Source organism: Roseateles sp. GW821-FHT09G03 (assembly GCF_059416045.1).
The window spans coordinates 106,150-122,677 of the sequence record NZ_JBWKOK010000007.1; the positions used below are offsets into that span (position 1 = coordinate 106,150).

Sequence of the window (16,528 nt, forward strand, 5' to 3'; positions counted from 1 at the left end):
CTCTCGGCTTCATCGATTTCTACAAACAACACAGTTCAACGCCGGCGCGGTCAAAGACCGAACAGACAAACGACAACGCAGTGGGAGCCTGTTCGGCGCCCCACTGCGCTTGAGGACCCGGCCTTCGGCCGAGTCATCGGTTCTTACTTGATGTCCTTCCAGAAGGAGGCATTCAAGCGCCAGGCGAACACGGTGAACCCCAGCAGGAACAGCACCACGATGATCCCGAGCCGGAAACGCGTCCCTTGCGCCGGCTCGCCCATCCACTGGAGATAGGCGACCAGGTCGGCAACGGACTCGTCGTATTGCTGCGGTGTCATCGTCCCGGGCGTCACCTGTACGAAGTCCTTGAAGACATGCGTGACCTTGGCCGGGTCATGCGGGTCTTTTTCTTCCTCGAACCTGGCGGTGCGGACGCCCTGGAGCTCCCACAGCACATGCGGCATGGCCACGCTGGGGAAAGCGAGATTATTCCATCCCGTGGCCTTGGTTTCGTCGCGGTAGTATTTTCTGAGGTAGGTATAGAGGTAATCCGCCCCTGTTCCCTTCGCACCGTCGGCCCGTGAACGGGCGATCACGGTGAGGTCCGGCGGCAGCGCGCCGAACCATTCCTTGGCCTGTTTCGGGTCCAGCGAGACCTTCATCGTCTCGCCCACCTTGTCTCCGGCGAACAGCAGGTTGCCCTTGATCTGCTCGTCGGTCAGGCCGATGTCCTTCAGCCGGTTGTAGCGCATGAAGCTCGCGCTGTGGCAGTTCAGGCAGTAGTTGACGAAGATCTTGGCGCCGTGCTGCAGCGCGGCCAGATCGTTCATCTTCGACGTCGGGAAACGGTCCCACTCGATGCCGCCCTCAGACGCGAGCGCCGTCGACGTCAGTCCCGCGCTCAGGCACAGCGACGTCAGCAGCGTGGCGATGATTTTCTTCATTCGTTCGACTCCGTGACGTTGGCGGTTCAGTGCGGGTGAAACGTGACGCGATCGGGCACCGGCTTGAACTGGCCGGCCTTGCTCCACCACGGCATCAGCAGGAAGAAGCCGAAGTAGTACAGCGTGCCGATCTGCGACACGATCGTTCCCGCATCCGACGGCGGCTTGACGCCCAGGTAGCCCAGCACGAGGAAGAGCAGCACGAAGATGCCGTAGAGGTACTTGTGCCAGTCGGGCCGGTAGCGGATCGACTTGACCGGGCTGTGGTCCAGCCAGGGCAGGAAGAACAGGATGATGACCGCGCCGCCCATGACGACGACACCCCAGAACTTCGCGTCGAAGGTCAGCAGCAGCGCGATGCCGACCGCCGCCCCCACCACCACGATCCCCTTGCCCAGCGTCGACAGCCCGCCGCGCAGCAGCGTGACAATCGCCGACAGCGCGATCACGCCGCACAGCACCTGGACCATGACGTCGGTGGTGGCGCGCAGCATCGAATAGAAGGGCGTGAAGTACCAGACCGGCGCGATGTGCGGCGGCGTCTTCAGCGGGTCGGCCGGGATGAAGTTGTTGTACTCCAGGAAGTAGCCGCCCAGTTCCGGCGCGAAGAAGATCACCGCGGAGAAGGCCATCAGGAAGAGGCCGACGCCGAAGATGTCGTGCACCGTGTAGTACGGGTGGAACGGGATGCCGTCGAGCGGCAGACCGTCCGCGCCCTTCTTCGCCTTGATCTCGACACCGTCCGGGTTGTTCGAGCCCACCTCGTGCAGCGCGATGATGTGCGCGACGACCAGCCCCAGCAGCACCAGCGGGACCGCGATCACGTGGAAGCTGAAGAAGCGGTTCAGCGTCGCATCCCCGACCACGTAGTCGCCGCGGATCAGCAGCGCCAGGTCGTTGCCGACGAAGGGCACGGCGGCGAACAGGTTCACGATCACCTGCGCGCCCCAGTAGGACATCTGGCCCCAGGGCAGCAGATAACCCATGAAGGCCTCGGCCATCAGGCACAGGAAGATCGCGCAGCCGAAGATCCAGACCAGCTCGCGCGGCTTGCGGTACGACCCGTACAGCAGCCCGCGGAACATGTGCAGGTAGACGACGACGAAGAACGCCGACGCGCCTGTCGAGTGCATGTAGCGGATCAGCCATCCCCAGGGGACGTCCCGCATGATGTATTCGACCGACGCGAACGCGAGCGTCGAGTCCGGTTTGTAGTGCATCACCAGGAAGATCCCGGTGACGATCTGGATCACCAGCACCAGCAGCGCCAGCGAGCCGAAGATGTACCACCAGTTGAAGTTCTTCGGAGCGTAGTACTCCGACATGTGCTCCTTGTAGAGCTTGGACGCGGGGAACCGGTTGTCCACCCAGGTCATCAGCTTGACGCCCAAGGGGGCTCCGGCGGGTGCTTCCTTGAATTCAGCCATGTGTTGTCTGCCTCGGTCCTGTTCCTGGGGAATTAGGCTTTCTTGTCTTCACCGATCAACAGCCGGGTGTCGGACAGGAACGCATAAGGCGGCACCTCGAGGTTGTCGGGCGCGGGCTTGTTCTTGAAGACGCGCCCGGCCATGTCGAAGGTCGAGCCGTGGCAGGGGCAGAGGAAGCCGCCATGCCAGTTGTCCGGCAGCGAGGGCTGCGGACCGGTCTGGAACTTCTCGCTGGGCGAGCAGCCGAGATGGCTGCAGATGCCGACGACGACCAGGTACTCCGGCTTGAGCGAGCGCCATTCGTTCTTGGCGTACTCCGGAATGGGGAAGGCCTTGCGATCGGACTGCGGGTCGGCGAGTTCCGGATCGTTGCCCTTGAGCGCATCGAGCTGCTCCTTGGTCCGGCGGACGATCCAGACGGGCTTGCCGCGCCATTCGACGGTCAGCTTCTGACCGGGGGCGAGGCCGCCGATGTCCACCTCGACGGCGGCACCGGCTGCCTTGGCGCGCTCGCTCGGCGCGAAGGTACTGACGAACGGGACGGCGGTGGCCACGCCGCCTACTGCTCCCGCGCAGCCGGTGGCGATCAGCCAGGTGCGCTTGCCTTGGTCCACTTGTGGGTCACTCATGAGGGTCCTTACAGGGAACTTCTGATCAGGGGCAACCAAAGATTCTAGGTAAGAAACTTCCTGTCCGCCCCTAGGCGCTCTACCGATGTGCATCGGTGCACCACGTTGACATTTGTCGTGGTGCAAACGCCGTTAGGATGCTTGCCCGGAGGCGGAGGCCGCCCCCGGGAAAGCGCTTGGTAGTTGGCGCCTTCGCACACGTGGAGCACAAGGAGCAAGCGATGGGTTTTTTGACCGAATTCCGTGAGTTCGCCGTCAAGGGCAACGTGATGGACCTCGCCGTGGGCGTGATCATCGGCGCCGCCTTCGGAAAAATCGTCGACTCGGTGGTCAAGGACCTGATCATGCCGATCGTCGGCAAGGCGGTCGGCGGACTGGACTTCAGCAGCTACTTCGTCATGCTGTCGGATCCGCCCGCCAACTACGCCGGGCCGATGACCTACGAGGCCCTCACCAAGGCGGGCGTGCCGCTCTTCGCCTACGGCAACTTCCTGACGGTGCTGTTGAACTTCATCATCCTGGCCTTCATCATCTTCATCATGGTGAAGCAGGTGAACCGCCTGAAGCGCGACACCCCCGCCGCCCCGGCCGAACCCGCCGCCACGCCGGAAGACATCCAGCTGCTGCGCGAGATCCGCGACGCGCTGAGGCGTGACAAAGCGTAAATCTGCGCTCAATGAGCACCTTTTGCGCACAAGCCGGGTGAGCCCCACCCGGACGGGGGATGGCCATCGCCGATACTTGGCGTGTGGTGCGGTCACCACAATGTGCTCGATGCCTCGATGAACCGTCTGAACCCCCACGTCGACGCAGCGCTCCAACGCGTACGCCTGGCGGCGGAACAAGCCGCGGAACGCGGCGCTGAAGGTCTCGGTCTCGCCGCCCTGTCCTCTGGACAGGCCAAGCGGCGGGATTCGCTGTTGTCCGCGCAATTCCTTTTCCGGAAGCATCAGGCGCTGTTCTCGCAGCGCTTCGACCAGTCGATCCGGCAGCAGGCCGCCGAGGCGCCGGGTGCCGGCTCCGCCCCGACCGCCGCATCCCGTGCCGCGCCCAAGGCGACGCAGTGGGACGAGCTCTCGCTGATGGACGACGACCAGGTCAACACGATGGTCGCGACCGACCGGATCGGTCTGGCGCTCGGGCACCAGAGCGAATGGGAACTGCGCGAAGTCAGTTCCTATATGGGCGACATCCCCGGCATCGCGGAGGACCGCCACCCGCTACGCCCGCAGGCGATCGCCCAGGCACTGATCGAGGGCGTCAACGCCGTCACCGACGACGCGGACACGCGCCAGATCCTGACAGACGAGCTCACCCGCGCGTTGGCCCTGGAGATGCGCGCCTGCTATGCCGACATCGCCGGCCTGTTCCGCAGCCGCGGCCTGCGTCCGCAGGACCTGCGCGTGCGGGCGACCGCCGGATCCTCGCGGGGTCAGTCCTTGCATGGCGGCACGACGTCCGGCGTGCCGCTGCACGACAGCCGCTACGCCACCCTGCCCGGCGCGCTGCATGCCGCCGTCCACGGCAGCCGTGCCGGCGGCCTCCACAGCGTGGCTGGCGGATTCCACGGCGGCAGCCCTGATGGATATGCAACGACCGGCGGCGGCCACGCCGGTGGCGGCATGGGCGGCTGGTCGGTCGATCCGCAATTGATGGACCTGATGCGGCGGCTGGCGATGAGCCCATCCGTCGGCATGCCCGCGACCGGCAGCGGCGGGCTGCCCGTGAACAGCCAGTGGCAAGGCTGGGATGGCGATCCCGGCAGCTATGTCGAAGGCGGCCCGATCGTGCTGCCGCCCAACCTGATCCACCTGCACCGCGACGAACTGCGGCAGGCGGCCAGTGGCTCGCTCGATCACATGGTGATCGACGTCGTCGCCGGCCTGTTCGACCAGATCCTGTCCGACGCCAAGCTGCCGCCGCTGATGGCGCAGCAGATCGCGCGCCTGCAGCTTCCCGTGCTGCGCGCGGCGTTGGGGGATCGCTCCTTCTTCTCTTCGCGCCGGCACCCGGTACGGCGCCTGGTCAATCGCATCGCGACGCTGGCCGCGGCCTACGACGACTTCACCGACGAGCCCGGCAAGTCCTTCCTGGCCCTGGTGCGCGACCTGATCCAGGACGTCGTCAGCGGTGACTTCGACCGCATGGAGCTGTACGAGTCGAAGCTGGGCCAGCTCGAACAGTTCATCCAGGACCAGACCGCCGAGACGCTGAAATCGCAAGGCGATGCCGCCGCGCTGCTGGAGCGCAAGGAAACGGAGCTGCGCCTGCAGCGCCGCTACATGCAGCAGCTGCAGCAGGCGATGTCCAGCGTGGACATGCGCGATTTCCTGCGCCAGTTCCTCACCCAGACCTGGAGCGAGGTCCTGGTGCACGCCTCGCGTCATCCGGACCTCGACGCGACACTGGTCGAGCGGCTGCGCAACATGGGCCGCGATCTGGTGTTGTCGGTCCAGCCGAAGACGACGCCCCAGCAGCGCCAGGGCTTCCTGGCGTCACTGCCGGTGCTGATGCGTACGCTCAACGAAGGGCTGGACATGGTCCGCTGGCCCGAGCCGGACCGCAAGAAGTTCTTCGCGGAGCTGCTGCCCGCGCATGCCGATTCGCTGAAGGGCCAGGCCCTCAGCCCGCTGGAATACAACCTGCTGGCCAAGCAGTTGGAGTCCGTCTTCGGCATGGCGCCCCCGCGCGAGCAGGACCTGCCCGCGCACAACAGCGCCGCGCCGCTGGACCTGGATCTGAGCGAGAAACTCTCCGACGAGGAAGCCAAGCGGCTCGGCCTGATGGAGGACGAGCACGTCGACTGGGACGGCCATGTCGACATCGACCTGGACCTCGGCGCCGACGAGCACCAGCCGCTGCAGGCGGTGGACATCAGCATCGACGGCCTGCCCGCCGCGGAAGAAGCGCCCTCCCCGCCTTCAGGTGAACTGCTGATCGACCACCTGCAGATCGGCACCGCCTACCGGATGCACCGCGACGGCGACTGGATCAAGGTGCGGCTCGCCCACATCAGCGCCACGCGCAGCTTCTTCATCTTCACCCACGGGACGAAGCACCAGGAGACGCTGACGATGACCTCGCGCATGCTGCACAAGCTGTGCGAGGGGGGCCGTCTGCGGGCGTTCGAACACGCCCATCTGCTGGAGCGCGCCACGGCGCGTGCACGGCAGCAACTGGCCGCACTCGGCGCCAAGCACTGAAGCCGGCCTGCCGGACGGACGCTCAGCCCGCCAGCGCGCGGGCCATGCGGATCGCCGCGTTCATGCTCGACGGATCCGCGCGCCCCGTCCCGGCGATATCGAAGGCGGTGCCGTGATCGGGACTCGTCCGCACCAGCGGCAGGCCCAGCGTCACGTTGACGCCCTCCTCCACACCGAGGTACTTCACCGGGATCAGCCCCTGGTCGTGGGTCATCGCGACCACCACGTCGAACTCGCCCGGATGCTTCGGCGGTGCATGTCGTGCCCGCATGAACACCGTGTCCGGCGCGAACGGACCACTTGCATCGATGCCCAAGGTCCGCGCCTGTTCGATCGCCGGCGCGATGTGCTCGATCTCCTCGCCGCCGAACAATCCGCCCTCGCCCGCATGCGGATTCAGGCCCGCCACCGCGATGCGGGGCGCGGCGATGCCCGCACGACGCAGGGCGGCGTCGGCGATGCGGATCGTCTGCAGCACGCGGCCGGTGGTGATCTGATCGACCGCCTGGCGGAGCGCCACGTGGATGGTCACCAGCACGACGCGAAGCTCCTCGTTGGCGAGCATCATCCGCACCGGCGGCAGCCGGCCATCCGTGTCGGCGCACAGCGCCTGCAGCAGTTCGGTATGGCCCGGATGGTCGATTCCGGCGGCATGCAGGGCTTCCTTGTGGATGGGTGCCGTCACGAGCGCGCGCGACCGACCTGCCCGTTGCTCTTTCGTCGCGGCGACGATGCAACGGGCTGCCGCCGCACCCGCCGCGGCGCTGACCTGGCCCAACGGCTGCGCGAGCAGATCCTCCGGCAGACCCGGTGGCTGCCACACCGGCAGGCAATCGGGCGGTGCCGGATCGTCGGCGCGCTCGAGCAGCGCCACCGGCAGGCGCAAGCCCATGAAGCGCAGCGCGCGCCGGAACACGTCGACGTCGCCGACCAGACGCAGGTCCGCCCCGCGATTCTGCGCCCACGCGGCGACGGCGATCTCGGGGCCGATGCCGCAGGCATCGCCCATCGTCAGCAGCAGGGGCCGGGAACTCTCGACGACGGCGCTCATGCGGGGTTCGGGATGTCGATGAAACGGTACTGCAGGCCCAATTGCTCAGCCACCTGACGTCCCAGCGCCTGCACGCCGTAGCGTTCGGTCGCGTGGTGGCCGGCAGCAATGAACGCCACGCCGGTCTCCGCCGCGTAGTGCGCCTGTGGCTCGGAGATCTCCCCCGTGATGAACACGTCCGCGCCCGCGGCGATCGCCGCCTCGAAGTATCCCTGCGCCCCTCCGGTACACCACGCGACGCGCTTGAGCGGACGGCCATCGCCGGCAGCCTGGATCGTGGCTCGCCCGAGCCGCTGTTCGACATGGGCGCCCAGCGCCGCCAACGACTCGAACGCCGCCGGCAGCGCGCCGATGTTGCCCAGGTCCTGCTCGCCGAAACGGCCTTCGGCGGCCCAGCCCAGATGTTTCGCGAGTTGCGCGTTGTTGCCGAGTTCAGGATGCGCGTCCAGCGGCAGGTGGTAGGCGAACAGATTGACCTCGTTCGTCAGCAGACGCGACAACCGCTGCTTCATCCAGCCAGTGACCCGACCATCCTGACCGCGCCAGAACAGGCCGTGGTGGACCAGGATCGCGTCGGCGTCGGACTCGATGGCAGCGTCGATCAACGCGAGGCTCGCGGTGACCCCGCACACCAGTTGCCGGATCTGGTCGCGGCCCTCGACCTGAAGACCGTTCGGCCCATAATCCTTGAAACGCGTGGGCTCCAGCGTGGCGGCGAGCAGCCGCTCCAGCTCCGTGCGATGTGCCATGACAGGATCTCTCTTGCGTCAAACCTGGCTGATTTTCTCCCAGGCCACCACGGTGGCGCTGGCCGGCTACTTCGTCGTATCGACGCTCAAGCCCGAATGGTTGCACGAGGCGCCCAAGGTCGTGCCCACGCTGCCGGCCGCCGCGGGCGCGCCGCCGCGCGCGTCGGTCCAGTTCAGCTTCGCCGCGGCGGCGCAGGCGGCGTCGCCGGCGGTCGTCGCGGTGCTCGCCAACAAGCCGGCCCCCAGCCAGCGCGAGATCGACGCCGACCCCTGGCTGCGTTTCCACTTCGGCAAGCGCCCGCAGCAGCAGCGCCCGCAGATGGGTTTGGGTTCGGGGGTGATCGTCTCCCCCGAAGGCTACGTGCTGACCAACAACCATGTCGTCGCCGGTGCGACCGAGATTCGCGTGCAGCTCGCCGACGGCCGCGACACGCCGGCGCGCCTGGTCGGCACCGATCCGGAAACCGACCTGGCCGTGCTGCGCATCACGCTGCCGCCGCCGCTGCCGGTGATCCATCCCGGCAAGGCCGGCGAGCTGCAGGTCGGCGACGTGGTGCTGGCCATCGGCAATCCGTTCAACGTCGGCCAGACGGTCACGTCGGGCATCATCAGCGCGCTGGGCCGCACGCAGCTCGGCCTGAGCACCTTCGAGAACTTCATCCAGACCGACGCCGCGATCAACCCCGGCAATTCCGGCGGCGCGCTCGTCGACGTGCAGGGGCGGCTGGTCGGCATCAACACGGCGATCTACTCGCGCACCGGCGGAGGCAGCCTGGGCATCGGCTTCGCGATCCCGGTGGATTCGGCGTACCAGGTGCTGGAAGCGCTGGTGAAGGACGGCAAGGTCTCGCGCGGCTGGCTGGGCGTGATCACCGGCGACATCAACGCCGAGGTCGTGGAAACGCTCAAGCTCTCGGTGGAACACGGCGTGCTGGTCAAGGAAGTCTTCAAGGCGAGCCCGGCGGCCAAGGCCGGCCTGGAGGCCGGCGACGTCGTCACCGAGGTGGCGGGCCAGCCGGTGCGGTCTCCGCGCGAGCTCGTCAACGTCGTCGCGGCGCTGAAACCGGAGAGCCAGACACTGATCACGGTACAGCGTGGCAAGGACGCGCTGAAGCTGCCGCTGCAGGTCGGCCTGCGGCAGCCGCAGACGACCGACGACGCCGTGCCGGAATGAGCCATGGATGACGACCAACTGCTGCGCTACTCGCGCCACATCCTGCTGGATGACATCGGCGTCGAGGGCCAGCAACGCCTGCTGGACGCGCACGCGCTGGTGATCGGCGCGGGCGGGCTCGGGTCACCCGCGGCGCTGTTCCTGGGCACCGCGGGCGTCGGCCGCATCACGCTGGTCGATCACGACCGCGTCGACGTGACCAATCTCCAGCGCCAGATCGCCCACAGCCTCGCGCGCGTGGACCAGCCCAAGGCCGAGTCGGCCGCCGCCGGCATCGCGGCGATCAATCCGGAGCCCCGCGTCCAGGCCATCACCGAGCGCGCCGACGCGGCGCTGCTCGACGAACTGGTGCCGCTGGCCGATGTCGTGCTCGACTGCACCGACAACTTCCCGACGCGCCACCTCGTCAACGCCGCCTGCGTGAAACACGGCAGGCCGTTGGTGTCGGGCGCGGCGCTGGGCTTCGATGCCCAACTGAGCGTCTACGACAGCCGCGATCGCGCATTCCCCTGCTATGCCTGCCTGTTCCCCGCGGACCAGCCGCCGGAAGAGCAGCGCTGCGCGGTGATGGGCGTGTTCGCGCCTCTGGTCGGGATCATCGGCAGCATGCAGGCGGCCGAAGCCCTCAAGCTGCTGACGGGCATGGGGTCGACACTGCCGGGCCGCCTCCTGATGCTGGACGCCCGCCGCATGGAATGGACCGACCTCAAGGTCGCCCGCGACCCGCGTTGCCCGTGTTGCGGCAAGGACTGACCCCGGCACCGATGGCGATCACGAGCGAACGCAACAAACCAACATCCTGGGCCGTGTCCTGCCCCGGGGAACGAACAGAAATTAAGTGGCAACGCCCGTAAGCTTTCGGGCCAACGAATCATGATCAGAAGCGACAAACTCACCGCCCGCAACTTCCCTTCCGCACAGGAGGAAGCCCAGCAGCAGGCCACTTTCGACGCGGCTTTCGACGCCAATCCGCCCGCCGCCTACCAGTTGGCGTTCACCGACACGGACTTCCTGGTCCGACCGGAGCTGCGCCCGGTGCGCATGCAGCTGGAGTTGCTGAAGCCCGAGTTGATCCAGCAGGAACTCAATATCCAGTCGACGGTGGTGATCTTCGGCAGCGCGCGCATCGCCGATCGCGAGTCGGCGCAAGCCGCTGTCGACGCGGCCCGTGCCGCCAAGGACGAGGCGGCGGTGCAACGCGCCGAGCGTCGTCTGGTGATGAGCGGCTACTACGAGGAAGCGCGCAAGTTCGCGCGGCTGGTCACCGAGACGACCAAGGACTTCGCGCACCCGCTGTACGTGGTCACCGGCGGTGGTCCCGGCATCATGGAAGCCGGCAATCGCGGCGCGCACGAAGCCGGCGGCCGCAGCATCGGCCTGAACATCGTGCTGCCGCATGAACAGCGCCCGAACCAGTACATCACCCCGGAACTCTGCTTCCGCTTCCACTACTTCGGGCTGCGCAAGATGCACTTCCTGATGCGGTCGGTGGCGCTGGCGGCGTTCCCGGGCGGCTACGGGACGCTGGACGAGCTCTTCGAGACGCTGACGCTGATCCAGACCGGCAAGTGCCGGCGGCGCCCGATCCTGCTGTTCGGACGCGATTTCTGGTCGCGCCTGATCGACTTCGAGCTGCTGATCGACACCGGCATGATCAGCCCGGGCGACGAGCAGCTCTTCCACTACGTTGAGACCGCCGACGAAGCCTGGGCATTGCTGATGAAGGAATACGACATCGGCGGCGCCACGAATGGCTCTAACGGCACGAATGGCACGAACGGCCATCCAGGGACCGGCGCGGTCCCGGCCGACGGCACCTGATCCGGCCCCGCGGGGCCTTCCAGCAAGCAAGAGAGGTTCGACCATGACCGCAGCACGACACGTGAGCCTGATCGGCGCCCCGACCGACGTGGGGGCCGGCGCTCGGGGCGCCAGCATGGGACCGGAGGCCCTGCGGGTCGCCGGGCTCGCCGAGGCGCTGCGGGCGCACGGCGTCGAGGTCAAGGACTGCGGCAACCTCGTCGGGCCCTCCAATCCCTGGCAGCCGCCGACCGATGGCTACCGCCATCTGGACGAAGTGACGGCCTGGAACCGGGCCGTGCACGACGCGGTCTATGCGGAGCTCAACGCCGGACGCATGTCCGTCCTGCTCGGCGGCGATCACTGCCTCGGCCTGGGATCGATCGCCGCAGTGGCCCACCACTGCCGCGACACGGGCAAGAAACTGCGCGTGCTGTGGCTGGACGCGCATGCCGACTTCAACACCAGCAAGCTCACGCCCAGCGGCAACATCCACGGCATGCCGGTCGCGTGCCTGTGCGGCTACGGCCCGCAGGAACTGATCGAGATCGGCGGCAAGGTCCCGGCGATCGATCCGAAGTGGATCCGCCAGATCGGCATCCGCAGCGTCGACGAAGGCGAGAAGCGCTTCGTGCACGAGGTCGGTCTCGAGGTCTTCGACATGCGCTACATCGACGAGATGGGCATGCGCCACACGATGGAGCTGGCGCTGGCGACGATGGACGCCAACACCCACCTGCACGTGAGCTTCGACGTCGACTTCCTCGATCCGGACGTCGCGCCCGGGGTCGGCACCACCATCCCCGGCGGACCGACCTACCGCGAAGCGCAGCTGTGCATGGAAATGATCGCGGACACGGGCCGGCTGGGCTCGCTGGACATCATGGAGCTCAACCCGGCGCTGGATGTCCGCAACAAGACCGCGCTGGTGGCGGTGGATCTGGTCGAGTCACTGTTCGGCAAGTCCACGTTGATGCGCAAGTGATCGGCCATTGACGCGGGCGTGCCGATGCTCGACGTGAGACTTGCGTCACATGCGGGACATCGGTCAGCTTCCCGACAGCGATGGTTGCGATACCAATCAAAATGAGGAGCACTCCTCCCCAATTGGACGGCACTCTCTAGGCCGATGCCCACGATCCGTGAAGTGGCTCACAGAGTGAAACTGACAAAATCGTGTCCAATTGATACCCAGGGACGGCAAAGAGGCCCGACATTGGAGTGCATCGCGCCGACGTCATTGCAGCCCGCCGACACCTGCGACGCAAGAATCGAAACCCAACCATGTTGTCACGTCAGTTGTCTTCAGTTCTCTCGCGAACGTTGGCCATCGCCGCGGCCATCGTTGGCGCCATCGGTGTCAGCCACGCCGCCACACCGACAAGCGGTTCGGGCACCTTCCAGGTCGGCGCCACCATCCTGGTCGCCTGCAACGTCACCGGCAGCACGCTGACCTTCGGCGGCTCGATCGATCCGCTGCAGACGCCCGGCCCGGTGGACGCGTCGACCGCGCTCAACGTCACCTGCACGAAGACCACGCCCTACAGCGTCGCGCTGAGTGCCGGCGCCAACGCGGGCAACGCATCGGCCTTCGGATCGCGCGTGATGAAGAGTGGCAACAACAGCCTGCCGTACCAGCTGTACCTCGACGCTGGCCGGACCCAGGTCTGGGGCGACGGCAACAGCAGCGGCGTGTACACCGGCACCGGCACCGGCAGCCAGCAGCAGCTGACCGTCTACGGCCGCCTGCCGTCGCTGGCCGGCATCGTGCCCGGCAACTACGCTGACACGGTCACGCTGACCATCACCTACTGAGCGTCAACGATTGAGCCGCGACCACAGGTCGCGCTCCCCTTCGAAGCCGGGCTTGACCCGGCTTTTTCATGGCCGGACCAGGTCTGTCCGGTTTCTCAATCCCGACTGAGTTCCGCGAGCCGCACCAGCGTGTGCAGCACGCGGTTCGCCGGCGTGGGCACGCCCAGCGCCTCGCCGCGGCGGACCAGGAAGCCGTTGAGGTGGTCGATCTCGGTACGCTTGCCGCGGCTCATGTCCTGCGCGGTCGACGAGAACTGTCCCGGCATCGTCTCGGCGATCTGGCGCACGGCCTGGCGGACGTCTCCCACCAGCGTCACGCCATCGGCCGCCGCCACCGCGAGGCCCTCGTCGACGAGCTGGTCCATCACGGTCCAGACGCCCTCCCCCTTCACCAGCTCGCCGTACGGCTGCTGCGCCAGTGCGGACAGCGCGTTGTACGCGCAGTTGATCAGCAGCTTGGACCAGAGCGCGCCGCGCACGTTGTCCGAGACCTCGGTGGGCACGCCGGCCGCGATGAGCGCCCGCGCGAGCCGATCCGCGCTGGGCGCCGGTTCGATGACCAGCTCGCCGCGCCCATGGTGCTTCACGTGGCCGGGACCGGCCATCTCCGTCGCGACATAGACCACCGCCGCTGATACCGGCTGCGGCACCGTCTCGCGCAGCCGCTCGGCGTTGTCGACGCCGTTCTGCATCGACAGCAGCAGCGTCTCCGCGCCGATGTAAGGCGCGAGTGCCTGTGCGGCGGACACCGTGTCGGTGGACTTCACGCAGAACAGCACCACCTGCGCGCCGCGTGCGGCGGAGGGTTCGGTGTCGGCGCGCAGACGGACCTGCTCGTCGAACATCCGTGTCTCCATGCGCAGGCCGCGATCGCGGATGGCTTCCACATGAGCCGGACGTCCGATCAGCGTCACGTCGTGCCCGGCCCGGGCGAGCATGCCGCCGAAGAAACAACCCACGGCGCCGGCGCCCATCACGGCGATCTGGAGCGGCGTCTGCGGGGTCGGCGTGTCATCGATGCGGGTCATGGGGTCGTCCTCGTTGTTGGCGATTGAAGAAGGGGGAACGGCCGGCGGAGCGCGTCAGGCGCAGACGATCCAGCCCTCGAGCGGATCCATGTCGGCAGGCAGCCCGTAGTCCGGCCGCCCGTCGGCCCAGGCGGCCTGCATGAGGCAGAGCACCGCGTCGAGCTTGTCGCCGCTGCCGTCATCGGCGAGCTCGTCTCGCTGCGCGTGACTGAGCTTCAGCCGCAGGCCCAGACGGCTGCGCCCCTGTTCGAGCGCCTCGATCAGGTCCTTGCGGGCGATCAAGCGATCGGGCGTCTGCTTGGCGCGATCGTCGCTCTTGTAGCTGCGGGTGCCGATCAATTCGCGCGCCAGCAGCCCCGGATAGGCCTCCAGCGCCACGCGCGTCCCGTCGCCGGCATGGAGCCCCGGCAGATGCACGCCCGCCCGCACCAGGCGCGGCACGCCGGCATGCAGCATGTAGGCGACGGGTGGATTCACCCACTTCATGCTCGGCGACGACCCCGCGGGACCGTCGCAGGCGCGATGCGCGAATTTGCCGCCCACCGGACGCGCATTGCAGAACGCGGCGAAGGTGTCCCGGATCTCGGCGCGCGACAGGCTCGCGTAGTGCGCGATCAACGGCGCCCACTCGGTGGGCCAGCCCAGCGTCTCGATGAGCTCGCGCGGCAGCCCGAACGGCAGGTCGAAGCCGCCGAGCCAGGGCCCGGGCTCTCCGAGCCACGATTCGAAGGCCTCCAGCGTCGGGATCGCCACCTGGCGTTCCAGTTTCAGGACGCTCCCTTGCCGACGACCGATGGCCAACCGGATCGGCTTGCGGGGCGTCGGCGCGCTGGTGAAGTCGACGCCCACCAGCGCGCGGTCCGCCGACGCCGGGATCGGCGACGATTCGGCGGTGCGGCTGGATGCGGGCGGCGCTTTCGAGACTTTTGCCATGCACGCGACTGTATCCATCGTCCACTCAGGCATGCCGCCATTGACGTGCGCTATGCGGCGGCGAATGCTGTGCCATCAAGGTCGACAACATCGACGGAGGAGAGTCCGCCTTGTTCCAACGCGAACTGGCCCGAGCCCAGCATCTGAGCCGCCGCGGCGCCTACCGCGACGCCACCGATGCGCTGGAGCTGTCCCTGGTGGCCGCCGACACGGTGCGCGACCGGGCACGGGCGCTGATCCTCATCGCCCACAACCTGCCGCGACAGGGCGACCTGCCGGGCGCGCTGCGGCGCGCGAGCGAGGCCGCGGCGCTGGTCCGGCTGATCGATGGCGACGACCAGGACGTCTGGACGGCCGAGGCGCTCACCGAGCTCTGCTACGTCTACGCGCAGTTCCAGATGGGCCGGGACGCCATGCAGGCCGGCTGGCAGGCCCTGGCCGCCGCGCGCCGCGCCGAGGACGCCGCGCGAGAAGCCTGGGCGCTGAACCGGCTGGCCGTGGCCTTCGCGGTCTCGGACCAGGTCGAGCAGGCCTGCCAGCAGACGCTGCAGGCCCTGGAGATCGCCCAGCAGCAAGCCCCGGGCGAGCGCGAGTTGCTGCTCTCCTGCCTGAATAACCTCGCGCACTTCTGGCTGCAGGCGCATGCCGAAGCGATCCGCGACGAGGACCGGACCGCCTCCGCCGAGGCGCTCGCGCAGGCTGAGCCGTATGCAGTGCGGGCGGCGACGCTGGTGCGCGAAGAAGGCAACCCGTTCCTGGTCGTCGTGTCGCTGTCCAACCTGGTCGAGCTGCAGCTCGGCACCGGTGCGATCGACGAGGCGCTCCAGATCGCCGATGAATACGAGCGTCTGGCGCAGCGCCACGGCTATGCCGGCATGGTGCTGCAGGCCCGGGCGCAGCGGGCGCTGCTGCAGCTCAAGCGCGACGATGCCGCCGGCGCGCAGGACGCATTGCCCGCGCTCGAGACGCTCCAGGACCTGGTGGGCCAGCAGGCGCCGCAATCGCTGCCCGCCCGGCTGCGGCGGCAGCTCACGCTGGCGATCTATCGCGGCTACAAGCTCCGCGGCGACGCGGCGCGGGCCCTGGCGGCGCACGAGCAGCTGACCGCGCTGGAGCGCCAGTCCGCGCGCAATGCGATGGCCCTGCAGACCGAGGCGATGCTGATCCGCCAGGAATTCCAGCAAGCGCAGGCACGCGCCGAACATGCGATGCAGGACGCGCGACGCGAACGCGAGCGCGCGGATCTCGCGGAACAGGAACAGCAGCGACTGCGGCGGCAGGCGGCGGAACTCGGCCGCATGGCGCATGAAGACGCACTCACGGGACTCAACAACCGCCGGCATGCGGAGTTCGCGCTGCCCCTGCTGCTGGAGCGCGCCAGGCAGGAGGACAAACCGATCTCGCTGGGCCTGCTGGACATCGACCACTTCAAGCAGGTCAACGACGCCTTCGGACATGGCGTCGGCGACCAGGCGCTGCAGAAGGTCGCGCAGGTGCTGCGCCGTCAGCTGCGCAGCGCGGACCTGCTGGCGCGGGTCGGCGGCGAGGAGTTCATGCTGGTCTTCGTCGGCGTCCCGCCCGAACGCGCCCAGGACATCTGCGAGCGACTGCGCGCCGCCATCGCCAGCCACCACTGGGGCGAACTGGTGGAGGGACTGCAGGTCACCGTCTCCATCGGCCTGGCTGCGGGCGAGCCGCCCGCTAAGCCGGCCCCCCTGGTCGAGACGGCGGACCAGGCGCTCTATGCCGCGAAGCACGCGGGGCGCAACCGCGTGCAGTTCATGCCCTGCTGA

The 16,528-nt window shown here is 67.8% G+C and carries 15 protein-coding genes; 8 read left to right on the top strand and 7 right to left on the bottom strand.

Annotation, left to right across the window (positions count from 1 at the left end; genetic code table 11):
• Nucleotides 1–143: 143 nt before the first annotated feature.
• Genes AC07OZ_RS23475 through petA form a run of 3 tightly spaced genes read right to left on the bottom strand, consistent with a single transcriptional unit; the run spans nt 144 to nt 2,982 of the window.
• Nucleotides 144–926, bottom strand: a complete 783-nt coding sequence (locus tag AC07OZ_RS23475) for a cytochrome c1 (protein WP_495469482.1) — start codon at nt 924–926, stop codon at nt 144–146.
• Between the two features lie 26 nt (nt 927–952).
• Nucleotides 953–2,353 carry a cytochrome b gene (locus AC07OZ_RS23480; protein ID WP_495469483.1) on the bottom strand — a complete coding sequence of 467 codons (1,401 nt, stop codon included), beginning with the start codon at nt 2,351–2,353 and terminating at the stop codon, nt 953–955.
• A 32-nt stretch (nt 2,354–2,385) separates the two neighbouring features.
• Nucleotides 2,386–2,982 carry a ubiquinol-cytochrome c reductase iron-sulfur subunit gene (gene petA / locus AC07OZ_RS23485; protein ID WP_067276601.1) on the bottom strand — a complete coding sequence of 199 codons (597 nt, stop codon included), beginning with the start codon at nt 2,980–2,982 and terminating at the stop codon, nt 2,386–2,388.
• 221 nt (nt 2,983–3,203) lie between these two features.
• Between petA and mscL the strand changes: the two genes are divergently transcribed.
• On the top strand, nt 3,204–3,647 hold the full coding sequence (gene mscL, locus AC07OZ_RS23490) for a large conductance mechanosensitive channel protein MscL (RefSeq protein ID WP_067276605.1): 444 nt from the start codon (nt 3,204–3,206) through the stop codon (nt 3,645–3,647).
• A 117-nt stretch (nt 3,648–3,764) separates the two neighbouring features.
• Nucleotides 3,765–6,185 carry a DUF1631 family protein gene (locus AC07OZ_RS23495; protein WP_495469484.1) on the top strand — a complete coding sequence of 807 codons (2,421 nt, stop codon included), beginning with the start codon at nt 3,765–3,767 and terminating at the stop codon, nt 6,183–6,185.
• A 22-nt stretch (nt 6,186–6,207) separates the two neighbouring features.
• Here AC07OZ_RS23495 and pdxA read toward each other — a convergent pair whose 3' ends face one another.
• Nucleotides 6,208–7,236: a 4-hydroxythreonine-4-phosphate dehydrogenase PdxA gene (gene pdxA, locus AC07OZ_RS23500; protein ID WP_495469485.1), complete on the bottom strand. Its 1,029-nt coding sequence runs from the start codon at nt 7,234–7,236 to the stop codon at nt 6,208–6,210.
• Nucleotides 7,233–7,985: a Nif3-like dinuclear metal center hexameric protein gene (locus tag AC07OZ_RS23505; protein WP_495469486.1), complete on the bottom strand. Its 753-nt coding sequence runs from the start codon at nt 7,983–7,985 to the stop codon at nt 7,233–7,235. Before AC07OZ_RS23505 ends, pdxA begins: the two co-directional genes overlap by 4 nt.
• 13 nt (nt 7,986–7,998) lie before the next feature.
• Here AC07OZ_RS23505 and AC07OZ_RS23510 point away from each other — a divergent pair, with 13 nt between their 5' ends.
• The 5 genes from AC07OZ_RS23510 to AC07OZ_RS23530 all read left to right on the top strand — a co-directional run bounded on the left by AC07OZ_RS23510 (nt 7,999) and on the right by AC07OZ_RS23530 (nt 12,774).
• Nucleotides 7,999–9,159, top strand: coding sequence for a trypsin-like peptidase domain-containing protein (locus tag AC07OZ_RS23510; RefSeq protein ID WP_495469487.1), 1,161 nt, complete (start codon nt 7,999–8,001; stop codon nt 9,157–9,159).
• A 3-nt stretch (nt 9,160–9,162) separates the two neighbouring features.
• Complete coding sequence (locus AC07OZ_RS23515) at nt 9,163–9,912, top strand: HesA/MoeB/ThiF family protein (RefSeq protein ID WP_495469488.1); 750 nt, start codon at nt 9,163–9,165, stop codon at nt 9,910–9,912.
• A 120-nt stretch (nt 9,913–10,032) separates the two neighbouring features.
• Nucleotides 10,033–10,980: an LOG family protein gene (locus AC07OZ_RS23520; protein WP_495469489.1), complete on the top strand. Its 948-nt coding sequence runs from the start codon at nt 10,033–10,035 to the stop codon at nt 10,978–10,980.
• A 43-nt stretch (nt 10,981–11,023) separates the two neighbouring features.
• On the top strand, nt 11,024–11,944 hold the full coding sequence (gene rocF / locus AC07OZ_RS23525; protein WP_495469490.1) for an arginase: 921 nt from the start codon (nt 11,024–11,026) through the stop codon (nt 11,942–11,944).
• A 299-nt stretch (nt 11,945–12,243) separates the two neighbouring features.
• Entirely contained in the window at nt 12,244–12,774 is a 531-nt protein-coding gene (locus AC07OZ_RS23530) for a Csu type fimbrial protein (RefSeq protein WP_495469491.1), read from the top strand.
• Between the two features lie 95 nt (nt 12,775–12,869).
• Here the strand turns inward: AC07OZ_RS23530 and AC07OZ_RS23535 are convergent, their stop codons facing one another.
• Nucleotides 12,870–13,802: a ketopantoate reductase family protein gene (locus AC07OZ_RS23535; RefSeq protein WP_495469492.1), complete on the bottom strand. Its 933-nt coding sequence runs from the start codon at nt 13,800–13,802 to the stop codon at nt 12,870–12,872.
• 54 nt (nt 13,803–13,856) lie between these two features.
• The gene (locus AC07OZ_RS23540; RefSeq protein ID WP_495469493.1) at nt 13,857–14,735 is read right to left on the bottom strand and encodes a DUF429 domain-containing protein; all 879 of its coding nucleotides are present in this window, start codon (nt 14,733–14,735) and stop codon (nt 13,857–13,859) included.
• A gap of 110 nt (nt 14,736–14,845) precedes the next feature.
• On the opposite strand from AC07OZ_RS23540, the gene AC07OZ_RS23545 reads away from it, so the two are divergent.
• Nucleotides 14,846–16,528 carry a GGDEF domain-containing protein gene (locus AC07OZ_RS23545; protein WP_495469494.1) on the top strand — a complete coding sequence of 561 codons (1,683 nt, stop codon included), beginning with the start codon at nt 14,846–14,848 and terminating at the stop codon, nt 16,526–16,528.

What these genes read in the sequence shown, in the direction of transcription:
- AC07OZ_RS23535 (WP_495469492.1), bottom strand. Translation starts at nt 13,802, where the DNA reads ATGACCCGCATCGATGACACGCCGACCCCGCAGACGCCGCTCCAGATC.
- AC07OZ_RS23515 (WP_495469488.1), top strand. Translation starts at nt 9,163, where the DNA reads ATGGATGACGACCAACTGCTGCGCTACTCGCGCCACATCCTGCTGGAT.
- AC07OZ_RS23495 (WP_495469484.1), top strand. Translation starts at nt 3,765, where the DNA reads ATGAACCGTCTGAACCCCCACGTCGACGCAGCGCTCCAACGCGTACGC.
- AC07OZ_RS23505 (WP_495469486.1), bottom strand. Translation starts at nt 7,985, where the DNA reads ATGGCACATCGCACGGAGCTGGAGCGGCTGCTCGCCGCCACGCTGGAG.
- AC07OZ_RS23530 (WP_495469491.1), top strand. Translation starts at nt 12,244, where the DNA reads ATGTTGTCACGTCAGTTGTCTTCAGTTCTCTCGCGAACGTTGGCCATC.
- AC07OZ_RS23540 (WP_495469493.1), bottom strand. Translation starts at nt 14,735, where the DNA reads ATGGCAAAAGTCTCGAAAGCGCCGCCCGCATCCAGCCGCACCGCCGAA.
- petA (WP_067276601.1), bottom strand. Translation starts at nt 2,982, where the DNA reads ATGAGTGACCCACAAGTGGACCAAGGCAAGCGCACCTGGCTGATCGCC.
- pdxA (WP_495469485.1), bottom strand. Translation starts at nt 7,236, where the DNA reads ATGAGCGCCGTCGTCGAGAGTTCCCGGCCCCTGCTGCTGACGATGGGC.
- rocF (WP_495469490.1), top strand. Translation starts at nt 11,024, where the DNA reads ATGACCGCAGCACGACACGTGAGCCTGATCGGCGCCCCGACCGACGTG.
- mscL (WP_067276605.1), top strand. Translation starts at nt 3,204, where the DNA reads ATGGGTTTTTTGACCGAATTCCGTGAGTTCGCCGTCAAGGGCAACGTG.
- AC07OZ_RS23520 (WP_495469489.1), top strand. Translation starts at nt 10,033, where the DNA reads ATGATCAGAAGCGACAAACTCACCGCCCGCAACTTCCCTTCCGCACAG.
- AC07OZ_RS23475 (WP_495469482.1), bottom strand. Translation starts at nt 926, where the DNA reads ATGAAGAAAATCATCGCCACGCTGCTGACGTCGCTGTGCCTGAGCGCG.
- AC07OZ_RS23480 (WP_495469483.1), bottom strand. Translation starts at nt 2,353, where the DNA reads ATGGCTGAATTCAAGGAAGCACCCGCCGGAGCCCCCTTGGGCGTCAAG.